This window comes from Acetatifactor muris (genome assembly GCF_024623325.1).
Lineage (GTDB): Bacteria > Bacillota > Clostridia > Lachnospirales > Lachnospiraceae > Acetatifactor > Acetatifactor muris.
This window is the reverse complement of sequence record NZ_JANJZD010000029.1, coordinates 1-25,398: the sequence shown is the minus strand read 5'-3', so window position 1 is coordinate 25,398 and position 25,398 is coordinate 1. Positions and strand designations below refer to the sequence as shown.

27 protein-coding genes, 1 tRNA gene, 1 rRNA gene and 1 pseudogene are annotated in these 25,398 nt (G+C 46.7%); all 30 read left to right on the top strand.

Annotated elements, in window-relative coordinates; all coding sequences use genetic code 11:
- Nucleotides 1–14: 14 nt before the first annotated feature.
- Nucleotides 15–902 carry a diaminopimelate epimerase gene (gene dapF, locus NSB25_RS21875; RefSeq protein ID WP_103241319.1) on the top strand — a complete coding sequence of 296 codons (888 nt, stop codon included), beginning with the start codon at nt 15–17 and terminating at the stop codon, nt 900–902.
- Nucleotides 895–2,121, top strand: a complete 1,227-nt coding sequence (locus tag NSB25_RS21870; protein ID WP_257479311.1) for an LL-diaminopimelate aminotransferase — start codon at nt 895–897, stop codon at nt 2,119–2,121. The genes dapF and NSB25_RS21870 overlap by 8 nt, the downstream gene beginning before the upstream one ends.
- Before the next feature lie 32 nt (nt 2,122–2,153).
- Nucleotides 2,154–3,383: a DUF6056 family protein gene (locus NSB25_RS21865; protein ID WP_146040134.1), complete on the top strand. Its 1,230-nt coding sequence runs from the start codon at nt 2,154–2,156 to the stop codon at nt 3,381–3,383.
- Between the two features lie 144 nt (nt 3,384–3,527).
- Nucleotides 3,528–4,406 carry a YicC/YloC family endoribonuclease gene (locus NSB25_RS21860; RefSeq protein ID WP_103241317.1) on the top strand — a complete coding sequence of 293 codons (879 nt, stop codon included), beginning with the start codon at nt 3,528–3,530 and terminating at the stop codon, nt 4,404–4,406.
- A gap of 6 nt (nt 4,407–4,412) precedes the next feature.
- A complete protein-coding gene (locus tag NSB25_RS21855) occupies nt 4,413–4,673 on the top strand; it encodes a DUF370 domain-containing protein (protein ID WP_103241315.1) in 261 nt (86 codons plus the stop codon).
- Complete coding sequence (gene gmk, locus NSB25_RS21850) at nt 4,674–5,312, top strand: guanylate kinase (protein WP_103241314.1); 639 nt, start codon at nt 4,674–4,676, stop codon at nt 5,310–5,312.
- Entirely contained in the window at nt 5,312–5,542 is a 231-nt protein-coding gene (rpoZ, locus tag NSB25_RS21845; protein ID WP_103241313.1) for a DNA-directed RNA polymerase subunit omega, read from the top strand. The genes gmk and rpoZ overlap by 1 nt, the downstream gene beginning before the upstream one ends.
- A 24-nt stretch (nt 5,543–5,566) precedes the next feature.
- Complete coding sequence (gene rimO, locus NSB25_RS21840) at nt 5,567–6,910, top strand: 30S ribosomal protein S12 methylthiotransferase RimO (protein ID WP_103241312.1); 1,344 nt, start codon at nt 5,567–5,569, stop codon at nt 6,908–6,910.
- A gap of 5 nt (nt 6,911–6,915) precedes the next feature.
- Nucleotides 6,916–7,488: a CDP-diacylglycerol--glycerol-3-phosphate 3-phosphatidyltransferase gene (gene pgsA, locus NSB25_RS21835; protein WP_103241371.1), complete on the top strand. Its 573-nt coding sequence runs from the start codon at nt 6,916–6,918 to the stop codon at nt 7,486–7,488.
- Between the two features lie 165 nt (nt 7,489–7,653).
- Nucleotides 7,654–8,925, top strand: coding sequence for a competence/damage-inducible protein A (locus tag NSB25_RS21830; protein WP_103241370.1), 1,272 nt, complete (start codon nt 7,654–7,656; stop codon nt 8,923–8,925).
- Between the two features lie 590 nt (nt 8,926–9,515).
- Nucleotides 9,516–9,710: a pro-sigmaK processing inhibitor BofA family protein gene (locus tag NSB25_RS21825; RefSeq protein ID WP_172455221.1), complete on the top strand. Its 195-nt coding sequence runs from the start codon at nt 9,516–9,518 to the stop codon at nt 9,708–9,710.
- A gap of 180 nt (nt 9,711–9,890) precedes the next feature.
- On the top strand, nt 9,891–10,391 hold the full coding sequence (locus NSB25_RS21820; protein ID WP_172455220.1) for an A24 family peptidase: 501 nt from the start codon (nt 9,891–9,893) through the stop codon (nt 10,389–10,391).
- On the top strand, nt 10,388–11,413 hold the full coding sequence (locus NSB25_RS21815) for a P-loop NTPase family protein (protein ID WP_103241308.1): 1,026 nt from the start codon (nt 10,388–10,390) through the stop codon (nt 11,411–11,413). The genes NSB25_RS21820 and NSB25_RS21815 overlap by 4 nt, the downstream gene beginning before the upstream one ends.
- Nucleotides 11,410–12,651, top strand: a complete 1,242-nt coding sequence (locus tag NSB25_RS21810; protein WP_330406178.1) for a CpaF family protein — start codon at nt 11,410–11,412, stop codon at nt 12,649–12,651. The genes NSB25_RS21815 and NSB25_RS21810 overlap by 4 nt, the downstream gene beginning before the upstream one ends.
- Nucleotides 12,617–13,387, top strand: coding sequence for a type II secretion system F family protein (locus NSB25_RS21805; protein WP_103241307.1), 771 nt, complete (start codon nt 12,617–12,619; stop codon nt 13,385–13,387). Before NSB25_RS21810 ends, NSB25_RS21805 begins: the two co-directional genes overlap by 35 nt.
- A gap of 13 nt (nt 13,388–13,400) precedes the next feature.
- Complete coding sequence (locus NSB25_RS21800) at nt 13,401–14,840, top strand: type II secretion system F family protein (RefSeq protein ID WP_146040133.1); 1,440 nt, start codon at nt 13,401–13,403, stop codon at nt 14,838–14,840.
- Nucleotides 14,841–15,027: 187 nt separating this feature from the next.
- Entirely contained in the window at nt 15,028–15,204 is a 177-nt protein-coding gene (locus NSB25_RS21795) for a Flp1 family type IVb pilin (RefSeq protein WP_172455219.1), read from the top strand.
- Nucleotides 15,205–15,241: 37 nt separating this feature from the next.
- Nucleotides 15,242–16,690, top strand: a complete 1,449-nt coding sequence (locus tag NSB25_RS21790; RefSeq protein ID WP_103241305.1) for a DUF5702 domain-containing protein — start codon at nt 15,242–15,244, stop codon at nt 16,688–16,690.
- 305 nt (nt 16,691–16,995) lie between these two features.
- Nucleotides 16,996–17,715 carry a hypothetical protein gene (locus NSB25_RS21785; protein ID WP_146040132.1) on the top strand — a complete coding sequence of 240 codons (720 nt, stop codon included), beginning with the start codon at nt 16,996–16,998 and terminating at the stop codon, nt 17,713–17,715.
- Between the two features lie 130 nt (nt 17,716–17,845).
- Complete coding sequence (locus tag NSB25_RS21780) at nt 17,846–18,277, top strand: prepilin peptidase (RefSeq protein ID WP_103241303.1); 432 nt, start codon at nt 17,846–17,848, stop codon at nt 18,275–18,277.
- A gap of 65 nt (nt 18,278–18,342) precedes the next feature.
- Nucleotides 18,343–18,801, top strand: a complete 459-nt coding sequence (locus NSB25_RS21775) for a TadE family protein (protein ID WP_103241302.1) — start codon at nt 18,343–18,345, stop codon at nt 18,799–18,801.
- Entirely contained in the window at nt 18,794–19,960 is a 1,167-nt protein-coding gene (locus NSB25_RS21770; RefSeq protein ID WP_172455217.1) for a DUF6382 domain-containing protein, read from the top strand. Before NSB25_RS21775 ends, NSB25_RS21770 begins: the two co-directional genes overlap by 8 nt.
- 140 nt (nt 19,961–20,100) lie before the next feature.
- On the top strand, nt 20,101–20,694 hold the full coding sequence (locus NSB25_RS21765; protein ID WP_172455216.1) for a rhomboid family intramembrane serine protease: 594 nt from the start codon (nt 20,101–20,103) through the stop codon (nt 20,692–20,694).
- 58 nt (nt 20,695–20,752) lie between these two features.
- Nucleotides 20,753–21,754, top strand: coding sequence for an SCP2 sterol-binding domain-containing protein (locus tag NSB25_RS21760; protein ID WP_103241299.1), 1,002 nt, complete (start codon nt 20,753–20,755; stop codon nt 21,752–21,754).
- Between the two features lie 18 nt (nt 21,755–21,772).
- A pseudogene (locus NSB25_RS21755) lies at nt 21,773–22,184 on the top strand (HIT family protein).
- Between the two features lie 15 nt (nt 22,185–22,199).
- Nucleotides 22,200–23,042 (top strand): fumarate hydratase, encoded by an 843-nt coding sequence (locus NSB25_RS21750; RefSeq protein ID WP_103241298.1) that lies wholly within the window; start codon nt 22,200–22,202, stop codon nt 23,040–23,042.
- Between the two features lie 91 nt (nt 23,043–23,133).
- Nucleotides 23,134–23,691: a Fe-S-containing hydro-lyase gene (locus NSB25_RS21745; RefSeq protein WP_103241297.1), complete on the top strand. Its 558-nt coding sequence runs from the start codon at nt 23,134–23,136 to the stop codon at nt 23,689–23,691.
- Nucleotides 23,692–23,723: 32 nt separating this feature from the next.
- On the top strand, nt 23,724–24,272 hold the full coding sequence (locus tag NSB25_RS21740; RefSeq protein WP_103241296.1) for a phosphatase PAP2 family protein: 549 nt from the start codon (nt 23,724–23,726) through the stop codon (nt 24,270–24,272).
- A 131-nt stretch (nt 24,273–24,403) separates the two neighbouring features.
- Nucleotides 24,404–24,491, top strand: a tRNA-Ser gene (locus NSB25_RS21735).
- Between the two features lie 565 nt (nt 24,492–25,056).
- Nucleotides 25,057–25,398: ribosomal RNA gene (locus tag NSB25_RS21730) — 16S ribosomal RNA — on the top strand; the annotation flags it as partial.

Here is a 25,398-nt window from a genome sequence, read left to right as displayed (position 1 = left end):
GAGTGGATTTTAAGATGAAATTTACAAAAATGCATGGCTGCGGCAACGACTACATTTATGTGAACGGGTTTCGGGAACAGGTTGCCGCATCGGAGAAACCGGAGCTGGCGAGGCGGCTCAGCGACAGACATTTTGGAATCGGCAGCGACGGGCTGATTTTCATCAATCCTTCGTCGGAGGCCGACTTTGAAATGGAAATGTACAATGCAGACGGCTCGAGAGGGGAAATGTGCGGAAACGGCATCCGCTGTGTGGCAAAGTATGTGTATGACAAGGGACTGACAGATTCGGAACATATCAGTGTGGTCAGTGCAGGTAAAGTAAAATATCTGGACCTGACGGTGGAGAAGGATCCGGAGCATCCAAAAGAGCGGGGAACGGTGACAAAAGTCCGGGTAAACATGGGGAGCCCGATACTGGATCCAAAGCTGGTGCCGGTGAAGGCAGAAGGGGAGCAGGCGGTGAATGAGCCGATTACGGTGGATGGAAGGGAATACCACATGACCTGTGTATCCATGGGAAATCCGCACGCGGTTATCTTTACGAAGGGCGTGGCTGAACTGAACCTGGAACAGATGGGACCGCTTTTTGAACATCATGACAGATTTCCCGCCCGGACCAACACGGAGTTCGTGGAGATTCTGGACAGGAAGACCTGCTTTATGCGGGTCTGGGAGCGCGGAAGCGGAGAGACGCTGGCCTGCGGAACGGGGTGTTGCGCCGTGGCGGTGGCATGTGTACTGAATCATCTGACAGGAAATGTGGTAACAGTTAAACTGCCGGGCGGAGAACTGCTGATTGAGTGGGACAGAGAGGAAAATGTCGTGTATATGACAGGGCCGGCCGTTACGGTGTTTGAGGGAGAAGTGCCGGAAGGAACTCGAGGAGGAGAAAATGTATAAAATCAACGAAAATTATTTAAAGCTTCCCGGGAGTTATCTTTTTTCCACCATTGGCAAAAAAGTAAATGCATACAGCGCAGCCCATCCGGAGAAAAAAATCATCCGGCTCGGCATCGGAGATGTGACGCAGCCGCTGGCGCCGGCCATTGTGAAAGCACTGCACGGAGCGGTGGAGGAGATGGGAAGAGAGGAGACTTTTCAGGGATATGCGCCGGATTTGGGGTACGCATTTCTGAGAGAGACTATTGCAGAGTGTGACTATCGGAGCCGGGGCTGTGACATTGAAGCCGATGAGATTTTCATTTCCGACGGTGCAAAGTGTGACTGCGGCAATATTCAGGAGATTTTCAGCATGGACAATCGCATTGCGGTGTGTGATCCGGTATATCCTGTATATGTGGATTCCAATGTGATGGCAGGGCGGACAGGCACTTACGACAGGAGGCGTGAGACCTGGAGTGACGTCATCTATATGCCCTGCACGGCGGAGAACGATTTTGTGCCGGAACTGCCGGAGAAGGGGAAGGAGCCGGATCTGATTTATTTATGCTTTCCCAACAATCCCACCGGTTCCGCCATCACGAAAGCAGAACTGCAGAGATGGGTGGATTATGCGAATCAGGTGGGGGCAGTGATTCTGTATGACGCCGCATATGAGGCATATATAACGGAGGATAACATTCCGCACAGTATTTTTGAATGTCAGGGAGCTGGAAGCTGTGCCATTGAATTTCGTTCCTTTTCCAAAAACGCCGGATTTACGGGACTGCGACTGGGATTTACTGTAATTCCGAAGGAACTGAAATGCGGGGAAGTGTCGCTGCATGCCCTGTGGGCCAGGAGACACGGCACCAAATACAACGGGGCGCCTTACATTGTACAGAGAGCCGGTCAGGCGGTATATTCTCAGGAGGGCAGAGCCCAGCTGAAGGAGCAGATCGGGTATTATCAGAGAAATGCGGCATATATTTTTGAAGGACTGAAAAGTATGGGATATACGGTGTCCGGCGCCGTCAACTCTCCTTATATCTGGCTGAAAACGCCGGAGGGAATGAACAGCTGGGAATTTTTTGATTATCTCCTGGAAAGCGTCAACGTGGTAGGCACGCCCGGTTCCGGATTCGGCCCCGGCGGAGAAGGCTATTTCAGGCTGACTGCTTTCGGCAGCTATGAGAACACTGTGGAGGCGGTGGAACGGATTAAGACTCTGGCGTTATAAGGGAAAGCTTGAGGAAAGGTGTGAACGGGGGTATGAAGGAAAAATCGCGCAAAGTAATGTGGATATTAACAGGGATATTGACACTGATATTTATTCTTGTGGTATATATGACCAACAGTGAGATTCCTTTTATGATGGATGACAATTGGTATTCCACCATGCTGGCTGAGGACAGGCCCATCGAAAATTTTGCTGATATTGTAAAAAGCCAGGTATGGCATTATTACAACTGGGGCGGCAGAAGTATGACACATGGGATTCTGCAGCTGACACTGCTGGCGGGAACACGAACGGCGGATATTCTGAATGTCTTATTTACACTGCTTTTGGGAGGGATGGTCTGCCTGGCGGCAGATCATCGCAGATTGCCCGCATTTCTGGCAGGTATTTCCCTGGTGCTGGGCCTGAATGCAAACTGGAAGATGAGCATGTTCTGGCAGGCAGGAGCCGCCAATTATCTGTATATTACAGTGTTTATTCTGGCATATCTCTATTGCTACCTGCGGGAACTGCCGGATGAGGGCAGCCTGCTTTCATGCTTTTTCCGGAGAGAACGGAAAAAAGAAAATACCGGGGCAGATAAAGCAGAGCCGGCATATGCGGAATCAGCGGAACGTGTGCGGGAGCCGAAAACGCTGCCCGGAATTTTTCTCTGGATTATTCCCCTGGGAATTCTGGCGGGCTGGAGCAATGAGAACATGGGACCTGCGGTGTGGATTGTCAGTCTTGCGGTGATACTGCTTGTCCTGAAGGAAAAGGGCAGGATCAGAATCTGGATGATAGCGGGGAATCTGGCCTGCCTGGCAGGCAGCGTCCTGTGCATTATTGCGCCGGGCAACACTGTCAGGACGGGACAGATCAAAGAGGAAGAATACGGGATTTTGTGGAGAATCTTCCTGAGAGGATATGGGGAGAGCAGGGGCATAATGGAATACCTGTTTCCCGTCCTGCTGGTGCTGGGATTTGTGTGGATCCTCAACAGTTGTGTGTTAAAGCAGCTTCCAGGCCGGCGGACGGAATTAGTACTCCTTTGTGCGATGCTGTCCTGGGGAGCTTTTGTACTATCTCCGCACTATCCGGACAGAGCCTCCTTCGGCACCCTGGTCCTGTGCGTCTGCGCCATTTTATCCGTCACGGCAAAAATTCTGAAGCAGCGTGCCGACCTGGCATGGCCTATGTGGTTTGCCATGTTGTTCTGCTGGCTGAGAGGAATGTATTTCTGCGGTGAATATCTGGCACTGGCCTGGGGATGGATCAGGTAAGTTTAAATGCAAAGTTTAATTCCGGAATGTCCTTGACGCTTGCTGAAACTTACTTTATAATGAAGCTGTACGCCTGTATTCCAGGCGTTGGTGGCCGTGAAAACAGGGATAAGTGTCAGGGCTCGGAGCCCGGATAGGAGAGCCATGATCAGGAGCATGACTGGTTTCGGCAGGTGTGAGATTGTCGAAAACAACAGGAAATTTGCAGTGGAGATAAAGTCGGTAAATCATCGCTATCTGGATATCAATATCAGGATACCCAAAGCACTCAGCCCGTTTGAGGCCGCTGTCCGCAATGAGCTGAAAGCCTACATTACAAGAGGCAAGGTTGATGTATTTATTTCATATGAAGACCTTTCCGAGAAAACTTCCGTTCTTCATTACAACAGAGAGGTGGCGGAAGAATATCTGAAATATCTGCGTCAGATGGCGGAAGAGTTTCGGCTTGATGACGACATTCGTGTGTCTACGCTTTCCAGATTTCCGGAGATATTTACAATGAAAGAGGCGGATGTGGACGAGGAAGCGCTCTGGAAGGAGCTGCAGAAAGTCGTAAGCGGTGCTGCAAGGATGTTTGTGGATACCCGCGTAGCGGAAGGAGAGCATCTGAAAGCCGATCTGCTTGCTAAAATGGAGGGAATGCAGCGGCTGACTGATTTTATTTCCGAGCGTTTTCCCAGGGTTATGGAGGAGTACAGACGAAAGCTGGAAGACAAGGTGAGAGAGCTTCTGGCGGGTACTGCCGTGGACGAAGGTCGGCTGCTCACGGAAGTTACTATTTTTGCGGATAAAATATGTGTGGATGAGGAAATTGTGCGCCTTCGCAGCCATATTGAGACTGCCAGGACCAGTTTGCAGGAAGGCGGCCCCGTGGGCAGAAAGCTTGATTTCATTGCGCAGGAGATGAACAGAGAGGCCAATACCATTTTGTCAAAGGCAAATGATCTGGATACTTCCAACTGTTGTCTGGATTTGAAGACAGAAATCGAGAAGGTTCGGGAACAGATTCAGAATATAGAATAGAGGTCAATTGCAATGCTTATTCACATTGGTTTCGGCAATATCGTGAATACCGCGAAAATCATCGCCATTGTCAGTCCTGATTCCGCGCCCATCAAGCGCCTGGTGCAGAATTCGAAAGAAAAAGGACTGGCCATTGACGCCACACAGGGGCGCAAGACCAAATCTGTGCTTGTTATGGAGAACAGCCAGGTGGTGCTTTCGGCGCTTCTGCCGGAGACCATCGTGGGACGAATGCAGGAGGGCACAGACGTTTCGGAGGAGAAATAAATGGAACAAAAAGGAATTCTTATCGTTATTTCCGGTTTTTCTGGGGCGGGAAAGGGTACACTGGTAAGAGCGCTTTTGAAGAAATATGACGAGTATGTTCTGTCTATATCCATGACCACCAGGACGCCGAGACAGGGAGAGCAGGAGGGCGTGGAATATTTTTTCACAGACAGAGAGCATTTTGAAGAGACTATAGAGAGAGACGGACTGGTGGAATATGCGCAGTATTGTGGGAATTACTACGGCACGCCGAAGGCATATGTGGAAGAGCAGCTTGCGGCGGGGAGAAATGTGATTCTGGAGATAGAGATACAGGGCGCGCTGAAAGTAAAGAAAAAGTATCCGGAATGTCTGCTGATCTTCGTGACGCCTCCCAATGTGGAAGAGCTGGAACGCAGGCTGGTAGGAAGAGGCACAGAGAGCAGGGAAATCATTAAGAAGCGTATGTCCCGGGCAGTGGAGGAATCAGAAGGTGTGGAAGCCTATGATTATATTGTAGTAAACGACAGACTGGAGGAATGTGTGGAGGAGATTCACTATCTTGTGAATGCCGCCAGAAGGGCTCCGGTGAGAAGGAAGGAATTTATTCAGGGAATCAGAAAAGAATTGCTCAGTTTAGCGAAAGGAGTGCAGGAATAATGTTACATCCGTCTTATTCAGATTTGATGAAAGTGGTAAACAGGGAGGTAGAGCAGGGTGAGGCACCGGTGGTAAGCAGCCGTTATTCCATCGTCATGGCTACATCCAGAAGGGCAAGGCAGATCATCGCAGGGGAGGATGCCCTGGTGGACAGTAAGGATAAAAAGCCGCTGTCTGTTGCAGTGGAAGAGCTGAATCAGGGTAAGATCAAGATATTGGGCGGCGAATGAGAAGGAAGGGTATGTTTCGGTATCATGAACATTTTATTTGTGTCTCTGGGCTGTGACAAAAATCTGGCTGATACGGAAATGATGCTCGGACTTCTGCGGAAGAAAGGGTATACTTTTACGGATGATGAAGAGCAGGCTGACATTGTAATCGTCAATACCTGCTGTTTTATTGGTGATGCAAAAGAAGAAAGCATTCAGACACTGCTGGAAATGGCTGAACTGCGGAAGGCGGGCAGGCTGAAGGCTCTGATTGCAGCGGGATGCCTGTCTCAGCGATACCAGGAGGAAATACGGAAAGAAATTCCGGAGGTGGACGCTCTTGTGGGAACTATGGCACTGGAGGACATTGCAGCGGCTGTGGAAGCGGCCCTGGAAGGCAGAGGCGGGAGCTACTACCGGGATTTAAATGCACCGCCTGCAGTCTGCAGAGAAAGGATAGTGACCACAGGAGGGCACTATGCTTTTCTGAAGATTGCCGAAGGCTGTGATAAACACTGCACCTATTGTATTATTCCCAAAGTGCGGGGAAGTTACAGAAGCATTCCAATGGAGGTGCTGGAGGCGCAGGCCGAAAAACTTGCGGAGGATGGCGTCAGAGAGCTGATTCTGGTGGCCCAGGAGACAACGCTGTACGGTGCGGATTTATACGGGAAAAAGTGCCTGCCTGAGCTTTTGCACAGGCTTGCACGGATTCAGAGTCTGAAGTGGATTCGGATACTGTACTGTTATCCGGAGGAGATTACGGAAGAGCTGATTGAAACCATTGCCGGAGAGCCGAAGGTATGTCATTATCTGGACATACCTGTTCAGCACGCGTCAGACCGGGTGCTGAAGCGCATGGGCAGACGTACCACCCAGGAGGAGCTGAGGAAGCAGATAGGGAGACTGCGGGAGAGAATACCGGATATCTGTCTGCGGACAACCCTGATCAGCGGCTTTCCCGGAGAGACACAGGAAGATTTTGAGGAGCTTTATCGTTTTGTCAATGAAATGGAATTTGACCGTCTGGGCGTATTTCCCTATTCCCGGGAAGAGGATACGGCGGCGGACTTGCTGCCGGACCACATTGCGCAGGAGATAAAGGAAAGCAGACGGGATGAACTGATGGAACTTCAGCAGGCGGTGGTCTGTGATAAGGCGGAGGAGATGATCGGGCGCGAACTTACCGCCATGATAGAGGGAAAGATTGCGGACGAAGAGGTGTACGTGGCCAGGACTTACAGGGATGCCCCCAATGTGGACGGCTATCTGTTCGTAAATACCGGACGGAATCTGGAGACGGGGAATTTCGTGAAGGTGCTTGTGACGGGGTCCCGTGAATACGATTTGATTGGCGAGCTTGCAGAGAACAGGGAGGATAATTCGTGAAAAAAATGAATTTGCCGAATAAGCTGACCATATTTCGCATTATTTTGATTGTGCCGTTTATTTTGATACTTCTGGGGGAAGGAAGTGAGTGGGGATGGTATAAAGCCATCTTCGGAGGTATTCAGGAGTATGTGGATTACATTGCGCTGGCAATTTTCATTGCGGCCAGTCTCACGGATCTGATTGATGGAAAAATTGCCAGGAAGTATAATCTGGTGACAAATTTCGGCAAGTTTATGGATCCGCTGGCCGATAAGCTCCTGGTCAGCGCAGCGCTGGTGGCGCTGGTGGACCTGGGACGCATCTCAGCCTGGGTGGTGATTATCATTATCAGCCGGGAATTCATTATCAGCGGATTTCGACTGGTAGCGGCGGACAACCGTGTGGTAATAGCAGCCAGTTATTGGGGAAAATTCAAGACAGTTTTTCAGATGGTGATGGTGTGTATGATGATTGCAAATATACCGCAGCTGCAGCTTGTGACAGATATTGTCATGTGGATTGCATTGATACTGACCGTGGTATCTCTGATTGATTACCTGATCAAAAATAAAGATGTCATGAAGGAACAGAAGTAGCTGTAAACAGGTGGCATTTGCCGGTATCATGTGTGGCAGGACAGCCAGGTGTACGGGTTGTATACTGTAAAATTCAGATGTTTTCGGCTGAGGAGTGAGCAGGTAATGAAGCCGGGCAGAATCAGATATGGGATGACGGCGGAATGCAGAGAAACGAGGGAGATTATGAAAGTTGAACTGATTTGTGTGGGAACAGAGCTTTTGCTGGGAAGCATTGTAAATACCAATGCTGCATACCTGTCGGAAAAGTGTGCGGGACTGGGATTTTCCTGTTATTTTCAGACTGTGGTGGGAGACAATGAAGAGCGGCTGACCCAGGTGCTGGAGATGGCACTGGGGCGAGCGGATATTGTCATTCTTTCCGGCGGGCTGGGGCCTACGGAGGATGACCTGACCAAGGAGACGGCGGCGAAAGTCTGTGGGAAGCCATTACAGCTGCACGAGCCCAGCAGGGAAGCCATCAGGAAATATTTTGCCGACAGAGGTATGGAGCCTACCGACAATAACTGGAAGCAGGCCATGCTGCCGGAGGGATGTATTGTGTTGGAAAATCATAATGGTACGGCGCCCGGGGTGATTATGGAGACAGAGCGGGGAAGCGTGATACTGCTTCCGGGACCTCCCAACGAACTGCGGCCCATGTTTGAGGAGAGCGTGGCACCTTATCTGGCGGGACTCACATCCCAGGTGATCTGTTCCAGAACCGTGAAAATCTGCGGTGTGGGTGAAAGCAGGGCGGAGACCATGGTAAAGGACCTGATTGATGTACAGGACAATCCAACCATTGCCACCTACGCGAAGACAGGCGAGGTACATATTCGTGTCACCGCCAATGCCGAGGATAAAAAGGCGGCACAGAAGCTGATTAAGCCGGTGGTAAAGGAGCTGAAGAATCGATTTGGCAGCCACATTTACAGCACAGAGGAAGAGACAACGCTGGAAAAAGCAGTGGCTGATCTGGCCATAGCAAACGGCCTGACCATTACCTGTGCGGAATCCTGCACCGGAGGACTGCTTTCCGCCAGGCTGATCAATGTTCCCGGCATTTCCGAGGTGTATAAATCAGGTGTGATTACATATTCAAATAAGGCAAAAAGGAAGCTGCTGGGCGTAAAGAAAAGTACGCTGCAGAAGCATGGCGCCGTGAGCGAGCGGACGGCGGAAGAGATGGCGAAAGGTGCTGCTTCCATAAGCAAGGCAGACGTGGCGGTGGCGATTACCGGTATCGCCGGACCAGACGGGGGTACGGAAGACAAGCCGGTAGGCCTGGTCTATATTGCATGCTGCGTAAAGGGTCGGACGACAGTGAAAAAGCATCTGTTTTCCGGAAGCAGAGACAAGGTCCGGGATTCGGCGGTATCTGCCGCGCTGGGACTGATGCGCAGCTGCATTCTGGAATATTACAGTAAGGTTACTTTCGGGAAAGAGGAGTCGTGACTCCTCTTTCTTTTTTATATCATAGGAAAGTCCTCCGAACTTCCCTATGATACAAAAATGCTCTGCAGGGATGCACACGCAAACGCAGAGGAAATTGTCGCTTGAAAGCGACGCGTTTGCGGCGCAGAATCCTGCAAAGCAGGATTCTTATTCGGTGGGAAGGATGCACTTTGCGTTTAATTCACAAGGGCGGGGTGCTGCAGGGACGAACGAGGGACCTTACACTGAAGCAAAGGGATGTCAGAGAAGGGGTTCGTGGAGTGATAGCACAGATCGGCTTATGCCGAAGAGGACTGGAACTTTGCAAAATACGCGAGAACAGAAAGCTTAGTCTGTACCTGCTCCATGCCAGTATAATCTGCCGTCCCCCTGCTTTCACCCCGCCCCTTGCAGGAGTCCTGGATATTAGCGTCAGGCCCCTGTAAGTCCTTGCAGGAGTCCCGGGCTTTGTGAATTAAGCAGGAATTTAACATACAGAATAATGCACTCTGAACGGTAAAATTTTTAGTATATTTGGAAATCTCGGACATAGAATGATAGGGAAGAGAACAACTACCAAAATGGAAATACAGGACAGCAGGAGAACAGGGATGGAAAAGCTTATTAACATATGTATGCGGAGTATTCTGGGGATAATTGCCATGTATTTTATCAATTCAGCACTGGAGAAAGCAGGAATTTCTCTGGGAGTAGGGATTAATATGTTTACTGTTTTGACATCCGGAATCCTGGGTTTTCCAGGGCTTCTGGCACTTTATGGCATCGGGGTTTACAGGTTTTTGTAGAAATTTTACAAAAAATAGTTTTTTGGCTGTACCCTCTTGAAATGAGGCAGATCATTCGCTATAATGCATTTACAACATCACAAATCAACTGATTCAGATTGATTCAATGATTCATTTTATCTTTTGGGCAGTTTCGCCCGGAGTTCACGTATTGTAAAAAAGAATAAAGGAGATGATTTTTTGACGTCTTTGTGTGTATTTTTGCTCATAGCCTGCGTCTGCGACTATCGGGAGCACAGAATTCCGAACAGCCTGACAGCACTGATGGCTGTTCAGGGATTGATAGGCCGTATGTGGGACGAGGGAGCAGTGGGAATTATCCTCTGGCTGGGAGGGGCAGTGATGGCTGTGGCATTGCTGTATCTGCTCTTCAAAATCGGATGCCTGGGCGCGGGTGATGTGAAATTATTTGGGGTAACGGCGGGATATCTGCCATTCAAAAAAATTCTGTTATTTCTGTTTTTTTCTTTGCTCATTGCGGCAATCATTTCTCTGGTTAAAATGTGGAAAGAGAATAGTTTTGGCCGGCGGATAAGGTATCTGTCAGGATATTTCAGAGAGCTGTTGAAGAACGGCCAGTGGCGACTTTATTCCCAAAAGGAGAATGACCGAACATCCGGTATATGTCTGGCGGGACCTGTATTCATCAGTATATTGTTATATCTGGGAGGTGTTTATTGAAAAAGAAAACAGATAAGACAATGGTGTTTTGCGACACGGAAGCAGAGTATGCGCAGGCCATGATGGAATTTCTGAAGAAGTGCAGGAACCTTCCCTGGGAACTGCATACATATACCAACGTGCAGGACCTGATCCGGGAGGAAAAAACCGAGATAGAAATGCTGGTAATAGCGGAATCGGTGTATAACGGGGAGATACAGACACTTCATCCGAAACAGCTGGTAATCTTAAGCGAAAGCGGGATTATGCAATGGGAGAATGTGATTTATGTGGACAAATACCAGGCTGCTGAAGAGGTATTGAAACAGCTGCTGGGTGTGTATATGGAAGTGGCGGAAGTACAGATGCCCAGGCTATGCACGAATCGAAAGACCATATTTATCGGAAATTATTCTCCGGTTCGAAGGTGTATGCAGACTTCCTTTGCAATTACAATGAGCCAGATTCTGGCGGAAGAGCATTCTACACTTTATCTGAATTTTGAACATTATGCTGGGATTGCGGAACTTGTGCCCGATATGCAGACTTTCGATATGGCGGATTTGCTTTATTTTCTGAATGCAGATAAGGAAAAATTTCGCATGCGTATGCGTACTATGCTGCGACATAAGGGCGGGTTGGATTATATTCCGCCCATGAAGACAGGGCAGAATCTGCTGACTGTCACTTCAGAGGAATGGATAGATTTTCTGAGGAAAATTGAAGAACTGGAGGAGTATGAATATGTCATTCTGGATTTAAGTGAAAGTATGCAGGGACTTTTTGACATTCTGCGGATGTGCAGCAGAGTTTATACATTGACAAAGGAAGATAGAATAGCCAGGGCAAAGCTGCTTCAATATGAACAGGTGTTGGCTTTGCATGAGTATGAAGATATATTGGATAAAACAAAGCGGCTGACTCTGCCTCGTATTCACAGGCTGCCGGAAGAACTGGAACTGCTGACAAAGGGAGAGCTGGCAGATCTGGTGAAAGATTTATTGAAAGAGCTGGATGCGGACAATAATGAAGCGGAATTATGAAAGAGAAATGGAGCACGAATATGGAGTATACAGAATTAAAGAAAGAGCTGCGCAGCAAGGTGCAGGAGAGAATGGACTTTGTCAAGGACTTTTCCGATGATGAAGTGGAAGATACTATAGATGAAGTACTGCTGGGCGAAAATAATATGACGGTTTTACCGGTGGAGACACGGAAACGGCTGAAAAAAGAACTCTTTGATTCATTGCGCAGGCTGGACATTCTGCAGATATTTGTGGAGGACAGTACTGTCACAGAGATTATGATTAACGGAAAAGACCATATATTTGTGGAGCAGAATGGGAAACTGCGGGAGCTTGATATCGGCTTTGAGTCTACTGAAAAGCTGCAGGATGTAATACAGCAGATTGTGGCAGGCTGCAACCGTGTGGTGAATGAAGCTTCTCCCATTGTGGATGCCAGACTTCCAAATGGATCCAGAGTCAATATTGTGATGAACCCTATTGCGCTTAATGGACCTATAGTAACCATCAGACGCTTCCCGGAAAAACCTATCACTATGGAACGGCTGATTCAGATGGAATCAATATCTGCAGAGGTGGCAGCTTTTTTAGAAAAACTGGTAAAGGCCAGATACAATATTTTTATCAGTGGTGGTACAGGAAGCGGGAAGACGACTTTCCTGAATGTATTATCTCACTATATTCCCTCTGAGGAAAGAGTGATTACCATTGAGGACAGCGCTGAACTGCAGCTGCAGGGGCTGCCGAATCTGGTGCGACTGGAGACACGCAACAGCAATGTGGAAGGCTGTAATGAGATAACTATTCGGGATCTGATCAGATCGTCTCTGAGAATGCGGCCGGACAGAATTGTAGTAGGTGAAGTGAGAGGTGCGGAAGCTATTGATATGCTGCAATGTCTGAATACCGGCCATGACGGCAGTATGTCCACAGGCCATGCCAACAGCGGCAGGGATATGCTGGCCAGGTTGGAGAATATGGTACTGATGGGGATGGATCTCCCTTTGGCAGCCATCAGACAGCAGATCGCCTCCGGCGTGGATCTTATTGTACATCTGGGAAGATTACGGGATAAATCCCGACGGGTTCTGGAGATTATGGAGGTAGTGGGATGTGAGAAGAGCGAAATTATGTTAAATCCCCTGTTTCTTTTTGAAGAGACGGGGGAGGATGACAAGGGAACTATTGTCGGAAAACTGAAGAGAAAGGGGGAATTGCAGCATGGAGACAAACTTAAAGCGGCGGGACTATCATAAGTATCTCTGGAAAAAAGGGGAGAAATTTCGGACAATTTTAATTTGTATCGGGATAACAGGAATCCTCGCATATTTTTTTTACCGCAGCCTTTGGGCAATGATTCCGCTTTCGGCAGTGGGCATTCTCGCATTTTACCAGTTTGGTAAGGAGAAGGCGGAGAGGGCAAGAGAAGAGCTGGCTATTCAGTTCAGGGAATGTATTCTGTCAGTGGCTGCCTCTCTGCAGGCAGGTTATTCCGTGGAAAATGCTTTTATAGAATGCAGACAGGACATGGTACTTATGTATGGAGAAACAGCGCTGATCTGCGATGAACTGGACTTTATCAGGAGAGGCCTGAAGATCAATATTTCATTGGAAGAACTTCTTATGGACATGGCGAACCGAAGTGATTGTGAAGACATTGCACAGTTTGCCCAGATATTTTCTCTGGCAAAGAGAAACGGCGGTAATATGTCAGAAATTATCAGGAGTTCTGCCGGTCAGATTGGAAAGCAGATTGAACTGCGGCAGGAGGTACAGATGCTCCTGGGCAGTAAGAAGATGGAGCTTACCATTATGAAGGTAATGCCGTTTGGAATTCTTTTTTATATTAATATGGGCAATCCGGGGTATTTTGATTCATTGTACCATAATCTTATGGGCATAGGCATTATGACAGGCTGTCTTATATTGTACCTGGGAGCATATCTGATGGGTGAATATATTATGAAAGGCATTATGGCTGAAATGGCGTGAGGGGGTGATCGGCTTGTATTGGATTATGATATTCATCCTGGCAGGGTTTCTTGTGCTGCTGCTTCTGGCAAGAAGACAGGAGGCGACTCCGGAAACTCCGTCACTTTTAAAGCCATTTTATAAAGTTTCCATGTACCTTTATAAGAAAATCAGTTCTCGGTTTACCGGGATATTTGCTTCAGTGCAAGTGGAAAAAGATCTGCTTAGACTTCATCCGGGTGAAGCAGGGGAATGTGTAAAGACGGAATATTATGTAAAAAAGACTGCTGTATTTCTGGCGATTATTTTTGTGGGAGCACTTTTTGGTGCAGCGGCCAGATTCAGTTCCCAGGGAGCAGTTATTCTGGATGCGAACGGGGAACTCATGCGGGGAAATTACAGAGAAGGCGCCAGAAAAATTGACTTGAAAGCAGAGTATGGACAGCAGCAGATGCACTTTCAGGTGGATGTAGAACCTATATTATTATCGGGTGCGGAGGTGGATGCACTTTTTGCAGATTTTCTGGACAAGCTGCCTGGCTGTATCCTGGGAGACAATGAAAGCCTGGATAAAGTTGTCTGTGATTTAAAGCTGACAAAAAATTATGAGAATTTTCCCATAGATGTTCAGTGGGAGAGCAGTAAACCGGGAACTTTGAGCAGTACGGGTCAACTGTATACGGTGGAAAAAAGAGAGGAAGTAATACTCGGCCTGCAGATGCGCTATGGCAAGTATAACCTGACGGAAGAGATAAAAGTGACTCTGCTGCCACCGGATATTTCGGAAGAGGAACAGCTTTATCAGGAGATGGAAGAGATGCTGCAGCGCTCGCAGGAGGAGAGCATGGAACAGGAAACGTGGAGACTGCCTGCAGAATGGCATGGGGAGGGGATTCGCTGGAGCCAGAGTGTGGAAGATAACAGTATATTGTTATGGGGTGTCTCCGTAGTGACAGCTTTTACAATATTTCTGCTTTCAGACAGGGATCTGCATCAACAGCTTGAAAAAAGGAAAAAAAGTCTGAAACGGGAATATCCCGCAATTGTACATAAACTGGCGCTATTTGTCGGTGCGGGGATGACAATCAGAGGTGCATTTCAAAAGTTGGCCGGAGATTATGAGGCAGATTGCCGGAAAGGCGGCAGTCAGATTTCTGCCTATGAAGAAGTGTTGTACACATGTCGAGAACTGCGTTCAGGTGTGTCTGAAGGGGCATCCTACGAACATTTCGGAAAGAGGACGGAATTACAGGAGTATATTCGTCTGAGCACATTACTTGCACAGAATCTGAAAAAAGGAAACAGTACATTGCTGGAAAGATTACGTGAGGAAGCGGATAAAGCTGCGGAGGAACGTCTGCAGCAGAGCAAAAAACTGGGGGAAGAGGCGGGAACGAAGCTTCTGGTGCCAATGGTTCTTATGCTGGCGGTAGTAATGGCAATGATTATGATTCCTGCACTTTCAAATATGTAAAGGCAATTGTAACATCTCAGGGAGCTGGATGAATGATCGCAGAAAAGTGATAACCCGGTGGTTTGCCTGAATTGTTACACAGGGAATGAATTTACTGCGGCAGATGAGAATAAATGTGATTCGTTTGTCTGCTGCAGTGAAAGGAATTTAGTTCAGGGCTGTTGAGAGCAGCAGAAAGAGAGGAAAAATGAAAGAATTAAAAGGTATGAGAGAATTTTTTACGGAGGAAGATGGGATGGGAACCGTGGAAGTCATTTTGATTATTGTAGTGCTGGTCGGATTGGTAATCATTTTCAAAGACCAGATTACAGAGATTGTAGAAAAATTATTTGAAAAGATTACAACACAGACAGAAACCGTGTAGGGCAAAAATACGAATTGAAGAGCGGTCGGGAGAAGAAATGAAAAAAGGGAAAAACAATGCGTATTTGACAGTGTGTATCACTTTATGTCTGGCCGTCATTATGTCTCTGTTTTTGGTGCTGCTCAATGGAGCACGCCAAAACGGGGCCAGACTGGAGGTGGAATGTGTTACAGATATTGGTCTGCAGAGCATTCTGGCAGAGTATCATCGTGAATTGATGAAACAATATAACTTATTTGCAATTGACGCATCCTATGGCACTGCTTTGTGCAGCAAGACCAACACAGAAGCACATTTGAGGAAATATCTGAAGAAAAATCTGGATTATGGAGATGTCTTCCTTTCCGGATACCTGTATGGAGACTTTCTTGCTTTAGGTCTGGAAGAGACAGAATTGACAAAGATATCCATATTGTCGGATTATGACGGCGGTATATTTCGCAGGTGTGCGATAGATGCCATAAAAGCGGATGTGGGACTGGAGCTGTTGGGAGAATTGCAGGATTGGATGGAGACGATGGAGGTAAACGGGCTTGAGGACGGGGATAATGAAGCGGAAAAACAGAGGCTGGATGCAGAAATCGCAGAATACGACGGTATGGAAATTGAGATTGAAGAAGATGAATGGGAGACACTGGAGGTTAAAAACCCGACAGACACTCTGGAAGCACAAAAGAGGCTGGGAATTCTGAAACTGGTGATAGAAGATGAAGGAACGGTGTCTTCAAATGCTATACATACTGACAATCTGATCATGAACCGGATGGAGAAGGGACAGATTAATCAAGGTAATATAAAAACGGAAGTGCAGACAGGCGTTGTTGAGAGATTTCTGTTCCAGGAATATCTGTTGCGGTATATGGGGCATTATGGGACTGAGTATGAGGAAGACGCTCTGCGTTACCAGATTGAGTATTTGATTGCAGGTAAGGAAAATGATGTGGATAATCTGAAAAGTATAGTTAACAGGCTGTGTATGATCAGAGAGGCGGCAAATGCCCTTTATCTCTGGTCCAATGAAGTAAAGCGGGCAGAGATAGCGGCTATAGCCGGTGCCGTCTGCACACTGATTACACTGCCGCAGCTGACAGCACTTCTGGAGGCGGCAATTCTTCTGGCCTGGGCTTATGCGGAGAGTATATATGATGTCAAGTCACTTCTGGCAGGAGGGAGAATTCCCCTTGTCAAAGATGACAAAAGCTGGCATTATAGTCTTTCTTCGGCGCTGGGAGGAAATCTGAAGGAAACATCCCGGGATGGGGAAGGGGTGAGCTATGCGGATTATCTGAGAATTTTTATGATGATGACCAATGTGGATACTCTCACTGCACGAGCCATGAACATGGTAGAAGCAGATATCAGAAATACGCCCGGCAATTCAGGGTTCAGACTGGATGGATGCTATGAATCTTTGGAGGCGCGCATTCGAATCGGCAGTGCCCACGGACATCAATATGAAATAACCAGAATGGCTGGTTATTATTGACGAGAGCGAGGTGAACAGAGATGTCCTCTTCATGGAACGGTAAAAAGAACTGGAAACTGTCAACTATAAATCAAAATCCTTCTCCGACCTGTCAAAGAAAGAATCATATGCGGGATTCTGCCCGGAATTCTGCGTCAGCTGTGGACGATAGCGGAAAACGTTCGTCCATTGTCAGCCGTTTTATGGAGAGGATATCCCTGTTTACCTCTCCTTCCGAAAAAACAAATGCAAGTATGACAGTAGAGGCTTCCATTTTGCTTCCGTTGTTTCTGTTTTTCTTCTTGAATCTGGGATGCGCATTAGAGATGATACGGTTGCATGGCAATTTACAGCTGGCTTTATGGGAGACTGGAAGCAAGCTGTCTGTGTATGGATATGCGGTGAGCAGCGGAGAAATGCCGGAAGATGACTCCGGAGAAGAAGACTGGTGGAAGGAGCTTGCGGGAGCGGCGTTTGCGTCTTCCTATGTGAAGGCGCAGATGATAAAATCTGCAGGAGAAGAATACCTGAATCATTCTCCTCTGACAAATGGAGCCGGAGGTTTACAGTTTTGGGAAAGCGAGATATTTGGCTCTGGAGATGAAATTGATATTGTTGTCACCTATTCGGTGTCTCCCTGGAGCAGGATAATTGGAATTTCACCTTTCAGAATGGCAAATAGATATTATGCCCATATCTGGAACGGATATGGACTGTCAGGAGAAGAGGAAAATACACAGATTGTATATATTACAGCCAGTGGTACCGTATATCATCTGACAAAAGGCTGTACACATTTACAGCTTTCAGTCAGCCAGATCTCTGCATCCGGAGTGGATGATGCCAGAAACCAATATGGAGGAAAATATCATCCCTGTGCCAGATGTGCAAAAGGGAATTCGCCATCGTTTTACTATATTACATCTGAAGGAAATCGATATCATTATGACAGAGAATGTTCCGGTTTGAAACGTACAATATATTCGATCAGCATTGAGGAGGCGGTGGAAGAAGGATATCGTGCCTGTAGCCGCTGTGGACATTGAATGACTTTTGGAATGCTGAATGGTTTTATATTGAACTGGACTTCAGACGTTAAAAAAACTTGATGCGGAGTGGAAAGAACTGAAATAATGATTTCAACAGACAAAGAATAAGACTGAATCGGGGGATTTTATGTGGGTGATTTTGCCGATAACGGCATGGCTTTTGACAGGAAGTGTGATGGATATACGAAAACGCAGGGTGCCGATATGGCTGCTTTTGGCAGGGGGTATTTTTTCGGCGGCAACTGTACTTTTACAATGCATGGCAGGTGGAAAGGAATTTGCGGATGTCCTGCAGGGGATGCTTCCGGGGACAGGGCTTTTGATTGTTGCTTTTGTGACTAAAAAAGCAGGATATGGAGATGGAATTGCCTTACTGTGTCTGGGAACGGTACTGGGAGGAGGAAGGAGTATACTGCTTTTTGGACTCAGTCTATTTCTGATTTCCATATTCTCGCTGACTGTACTGGTTACACGAAAAGCGGGACGCAATACCGGAATTCCGTATTTCCCTTTTCTGACAGGAGCATGGCTGATTGTTGCTGCATCCGTGAGTATATAAGCTGCTTTTGAGCTGTGTACAGAGAAGCGGTGAGCCAATAGACTGAATATGAGAAGGAGAGACAGATGAAAAAGGAGAATGCTTATCTTACAGTGGAAGCCGCATTGGTGTTTCCCATAGTAATCAGTGTAATTTTATTAATCGTTTATATGCTGATATTTCAATATGACAGATGTCTGTTGGAACAGGATTTGGGGGCAATGGCACTCTGGGGAAGCCGTGTGGAGACTTCTTCCGGAGTGTCCATGGAGGAGCTGACGCGACAGAGAATGGCGGCTATGTACAGAGATAAGTATGCAGCCTGGAAGATTACAGTGCTGGATGCTTCTCTGGAAAGAAATTGCTTTTCCGTGAAAGGCGCAGGACAATTGACATTTCCACTGCCGGGATGGAACTTCTGGAGCAGAAGAAATGTATGGGACACACACGCAGATTATAGCTATAATCGTATGTCGCCAGTGACTTTTGTCCGCCTGTGCCACAGGTTTCTGAAGGGAGAGGATGAAGGAGAAGGAGATGAATAAAATGCTGCATATGGAATATGTAAGAAATGTAAATTGTAATTACGAAAGAATTTTACTGGAGGAAAAACCGAATGGAAAACTATACCAGTACTGTATTTTGGGAAGAGGAGAAATCGGAGGATTACTTCCCTGCAGTCTGAGATATATTGATGGCTCTGCATACCTTTATTATGATATTACTTCCAGACAGAACATATCTCATTTGTATAGTAATCGCTGTATTACCAGAGAGTGGCTGACAGATTTCGTGTGGAGTCTGAAACGGATACAGCAGGAGCTGCAGCGTTTTCTCCTTGATATTCGTAATATTCTCTGGTATCCGGAGCAGATATTCCAGGATCTGGAGAGCAATATTTTTTCTTTTGTTTATGTGCCCTATTACAGAGGAGAACCCAGCTTTATAAAACTTGTGGAATTCTGGGTGGAACATATTGATTACAGCGACGAAGAGCTTGTGGAATGTGTCTATCGCATGTACGAGAAGATAGAGCGCAATGGTGAGGTATATCTGCAGGCCAGGATTTTTGAAGATGCAGAGTGTCTGGAGAACAGGAAAGAAGATGTGGGATTTACCGGTCTGACGGATTCTGTTACAGGAGGAATACAGACGGAAAGGGACGGAACTTCCGGGGAGATGGACACACATGATATTCAGACCGAAGATGTAATTCATAAAACAGTAACAGGAGAGAAAAAGGGAATATGGGGACTTTTGGGAGGAAAGAAGAAAAAAGACAAAAAGCTGAGAGAAGACTATCAAAGGTCAATGCAGCGGGCTATGACAGGCTATGCAGTGGCAGAGGAAACCCCATACACAGATGAGACATATGGACAGACAGTGTATGTCGAAGAAGATGTGGATGTGGTAGATCGAATTCACAGGCTGTGCACACCGGAAGGAAAGCTGCTTGGAAGTCTGGAGGTACCGATGTTGTCTGTAGGAAAGAAAAAAGGCGAGGTAGATCTGGCGCTGCAAGATTCTTCGGTCAGCAGAATTCATGCCCGTGTAACCAATGAGTGCGGAACTGTATATCTGGAAGATTTAAATTCCACCAACGGAACATTCAGAAATAGTATACGGCTTCACCCATACGAAAAGCAGAGGCTGGATGAGGGGGATGAGATAAGGTTCGGCAATGTTGTCTTGATTTTCAGATAAACAGGAACGATGATAAATTCCACTGCAGGACCGGGAATTATCCTGAGAAATAAAAGGGACCAGTATTGATTGAAAAGAATTAAAAACTGTGTTAAAATTGAATGCATGTTATAGAAATTCACCAGAGGAGGACGGCGTTTTTGAGACAGATAAAGTCCCAGCCTGTTGTCAGTACTGTATTGGTCGCTGTGAATGTGCTGGTTTTTCTTCTTTGTAATTTTTCCGGCGAAATATTATATAATATAGGTATATTGGACACGTACCATGTGGTGATTGAAAAAGAATATGGCAGAATTCTGTGGGCCATGTTTCTTCACAGCGGAATAAACCATCTTTTCAACAATATGCTCATTTTGTTTTTTCTTGGAGCAATGCTTGAAAAGGAGGTGGGGCATGTCAGATATGGGATATTATACTTTCTTTCCGGAATCGGTGGAAACATTTTATCTCTCTGGGTAAAAGCTGTAAACAATGACCCTTCAGGTTCTGTGGGTGCCAGCGGTGCAATATTCGGATTGGACGGAGTATTGCTTGCCATGGTATTCTTTTCGGGCAGACAAATGGAAAATGTAACGTTGCCCAGAGTGCTGTTGATGATTCTTTATTCTCTATATACGGGATTTACAGGACAGAATATTGACAATGCCGCACATGTGGGGGGTCTGCTCACAGGATTTGCGACAGCAGGTATTATGTGTTTTTTTCAGCGAAGAAGGAAGGGTGAATTCCGGTAAGCAGGTAAGCCTGGGGTACAGGTATGATTCAGCAAATAAATGATTGAGAGGTGTGGCTTTGAATATTAATATTTATTATGGCGGCAGAGGTATTATTGATGATCCAACATTATTTGTCATTGGTAAAATGCAGGAAATTTTAGAGGAGCTCAGAGTCAATGTCACTCGTTATACTTTATATGAATGTAAGAATACCATACCTACTCTTCCGCAGACATTGAAGGATGCCGATGGAATCATTCTTGCCACTACAGTAGAATGGTATGGAATCGGGGGATATATGCAGCAATTTCTGGACGCCTGCTGGCTGTTTGGAGATAAAGAGAAAATTGCGGAAATATATATGTGTCCCGTGGTTATGTCCACAACATATGGGGAGCGGGAAGCAAAGCTGAATTTATCAACAGCCTGGGAAATTCTCGGGGGGTTGCCCTGCAGCGGAATATGCGGATATATTGAAAATACGGTAATGCTGGAAATGAATGAACAATACATCCGGATTATTGAGAAAAAAGCGGAGGATATGTATCGTTCCATTAATCAGCATCTTGCCTGCTTTCCTGCCAGCAATCAGGCGGTAAAACAGAAAATTGCGGTGCCGAATGATAATAATCTGACTCCGCAGGAGACAGAACAGTTGTCTCAGTATGTCTCTGACGACAGTTATGTGCAGAGACAGAAACAGGATATTCAGGAGCTGACCAGTTTATTTCGCGATATGCTCAGTGAAGAAGACATGGATAATAATGTGGAAGAATATCTCACCTCTTTCAGAAAGGCGTTTAAGCCGCAGCCGGGATTTCGGGCAGAGTATTCCATCGGTATAGGAGAAAGAAAGCGTAGACTGATCCTTACAATTGATGGGACAAAGTTGGAGTGCACTTATGGAAGTGCCAGACAGCCGGATGTGGAAATGCAGCTGGAGAAGAACGCCATGGAAGACATTGTAAGCGGGAGAATGACATTTCAGAGGGCATTTATGTCGGGGATTATGAAAACCAAAGGGGACTTTAAGATTTTGAGAACCCTGGATCAGGTGTTTGTATTTGAAGAAAAATAACATTCGGAGGGAGCACTTATGAAGAAGGAGAACTGCATTTTCTGTAAAATTGCCAACGGGGAAGTTCCGTCTAAGACTTTATACGAAGACGAGAAGTTTCGTATCATACTGGACTTGGGACCAATTGACAGGGGGCATGCACTGATTCTGCCCAAGGAGCATGCGGATGATCTCTATGAACTTCCGGAAGAGTCAGCTTCGGCCATAATGATTCTGGCAAAAAAAAATGGCAGTCAAAATGGCAGAAAAGCTTCATTGTGCCGGCTTGAACCTTGTACAAAACAATGGTGCGGCGGCGGGACAGACAGTTTGTCATTTTCACCTGCATATGATTCCCAGGTATTCGAATGACGGACAGAAGATTAACTGGGTTCCGGGAAGTGCTGCAGAGGAAGAACTGGAAGCTGTTAGAAGGCAGATTGTAGAGTAGAGGAGCGGAAATGCAATGAGAACGCTGGATGTCAGTGAAATAACACATGCTGTAAGGGAAATGTGTATAGAAGCCAATCACTTTCTCTCTGAAGACATGAAGTGTGCCATGCAAAGGGCAACCGAGTGCGAGAAATCACCGCTTGGCAGGCAGATATTGGAACAACTTCAGGAGAATTTAAAAATAGCGGGTGAGGATATGATCCCTATATGTCAGGACACAGGAATGGCCGTTATTTTTCTGGATGTGGGACAGGATGTACATTTTCAAGGTGGTGTTTTGGAGACGGCTGTCAATGAGGGAGTGCGTCAGGGATATAGAGACGGATTTTTGCGTAAGTCTGTAGTCAGAGATCCGATTTTCAGAGAAAATACGAATGATAATACTCCGGCTGTCATACATTACACCATAGTGCCGGGGGAACAGGTGAAAATTACGATTGCGCCAAAAGGGTTTGGCAGTGAGAATATGAGCCGTGTATTTATGCTGAAACCTGCAGACGGGATAGAAGGAGTCAAAACAGCTGTGCTGACAGCAGTGAACGATGCCGGTCCCAACGCGTGTCCGCCTATGGTTGTGGGAGTGGGGATTGGAGGGACTTTCGAAAAGTGTGCGTTGATGGCTAAAGAAGCATTGGTTCGACCTGTGGATAAACGTTCAGACATTCTTTACGTGCGGGAACTGGAAGAAGAACTTTTGAGTAAAATTAACGATTCCGGAATCGGGCCGGGAGGCCTGGGGGGGAATGTTACAGCTTTGGCTGTGAATATTAACACTTATCCTACCCATATTGCAGGACTTCCGGTAGCAGTAAATATTTGCTGTCATGTGAATCGTCATATTGTTAAAATACTGTAAGCGCAAAGAGATGATTCAAAGAACATATTACAATCTGTATGAGCTGTAATATGCTGAAACAGTTGCGCGAAGGCGCACGGGAGGATAAAAAATGAATAAACATATTACTGTACCTCTGACGGAAGCGGCAGCAGCATCCCTGCATGCCGGAGATTACATATATCTGACAGGGACGATTTATACAGCCAGAGATGCGGCTCATAAAAGGATGTGTGAAGCTTTGGAGAGAAATGAAATGTTGCCGCTGGAAGTAAAGGGAAATGTGATTTATTATATGGGACCTTCTCCTGCCAGAGACGGAAGAGTGATTGGTTCGGCCGGACCGACGACAGCCAGTCGTATGGATAAATATACACCTGTTCTTTTGGATATGGGCTTAAGGGGAATGATTGGAAAAGGCAGACGAAATCAGGAAGTAAAAGATGCTGTTGTACGCAATGGAGCTGTCTACTTTGCCGCAGTGGGAGGAGCCGGAGCTTTATTATCGCGGGCGATTACCGCATCGGAAATTATCGCTTATGATGATCTGGGTACGGAAGCAATCAGAAAAATGGAAGTGAAGGATTTTCCTGTCATTGTAGTTATGGATGCACAGGGGAATGATTTGTATGAAACTGCTGTTCAGCAATATGCGGTGTCTCATTTCTGACAACAGCGGTGGATGAAGGGGTAAGCGATAAAATGCCAGAGTGGATTAGTAATATAGACACATATATTTTGCTTTTTCTTCAGGAAACAGTCAGAAGCCCATTTCTGACACCTGTCGTTGAGGCTGTTACAATGCTCGGAGACGGTGCAATATTTTGGATTGCCGTATCATTGATATTGTTGGCAATTCCAAAGACCAGGAAAGCTGGCAGTGCCGGGTTGCTTGCATTGGTGCTCTCCCTTTTAGTCAACAATATAATCCTTAAAAATCTAGTGGGTAGAATCCGACCATTTGATATGATAGAGGGCCTGATGCCTCTGATAAAAAGGCCGGGAGACTTTTCTTTTCCATCAGGGCATACAGGAAGTTCGTTTGCGGCAGCGTGGGTGTTATATAGAAGACTGCGCGGGTGGAAAGGAGTTCTGGCACTTGTACTTGCAGGACTGATTGGATTATCAAGGCTCTATCTCGGTGTACACTATCCTACAGATGTTCTGTTCGGGGTGGTGAGTGGAATTGGCTGCGGTTACGCTGCTGATCTTATCATAAAAAAGATATGCAAAGAGAAAGCAATTATGTGACAGGTTATACTATTCCCTCATAAAATGAAAAAAGCAGTTGACAAGTGCAGCTGATTTATGTATAATAACTTTTGCGTCAGAGATATTGCTGACACAAACAAAGTATATTGGCAGAGATGCATTCGGATTAAGGAGAAATACTCAAGAGGCCGAAGAGGCGCCCCTGCTAAGGGTGTAGGTCGGGTGACCGGCGCGAGGGTTCAAATCCCTCTTTCTCCGTTTCCTTTGCCAATGTCAAACAGTGCAGAAGCGTCGAGCAGATTGAATGCTTCTGTTTTTTTGCCCGAGGCAGAAAAGCTGTGAAGACATAAAGCAGCAGGACATGCTGGTTAAAAAGCAGAGGAAAAAAGTGTTGACAAGTATCAATGTCATATGGTATTATGAAATTCCCACTGCAAAAAAGTGGTGGAAAAAATTCTAAAAAAGTTGTTGACAAGTCGGAAAACATATGATATCCTATCAAAGTTGCCGATGACGACAACGGTGAGACAGGAAGGAGGAAAACTCCTGAATGTCAGAGATGAACCTTGACAAATAAACAGTAATGCGACCCTGAAAATTCCACGAAAAAGGCAGAGGAGACTCAGCCTGAAGCGACCAAAGCGGAGCGGGAATCAAAGCGGAACCAACCCGGGAAGTCCTGGGGAGAGGAGGCTTAGAGGAAAGCGAAGCAGAGGGAGAGGAATTTCAGAGAAGAACAAAGAACTCAACCAAAAAACAGTAAACCAGAAAACAAAACTGGAAGCCAGAAGGAACTGGCAGGAAGAACTTGAAGTGAGAGATAAAACATGAGAGTTTGATCCTGGCTCAGGATGAACGCTGGCGGCGTGCCTAACACATGCAAGTCGAACGGGCTTAACAGGAAACCTAGTGAATGTTAAGTTAGTGGCGGACGGGTGAGTAACGCGTGGGCAACCTGCCCCATACCGGGGGATACCAGCCGGAAACGGCTGCTAATACCGCATAAGCGCACGGTATCGCATGATACAGTGTGAAAAGCTCCGGTGGTATGGGATGGACCCGCGTCCGATTAGCCAGTTGGCGGGGTAGAGGCCCACCAAAGCGACGATCGGTAGCCGGCCTGAGAGGGCGGACGGCCACATTGGGACTGAGACACGGCCCAAAC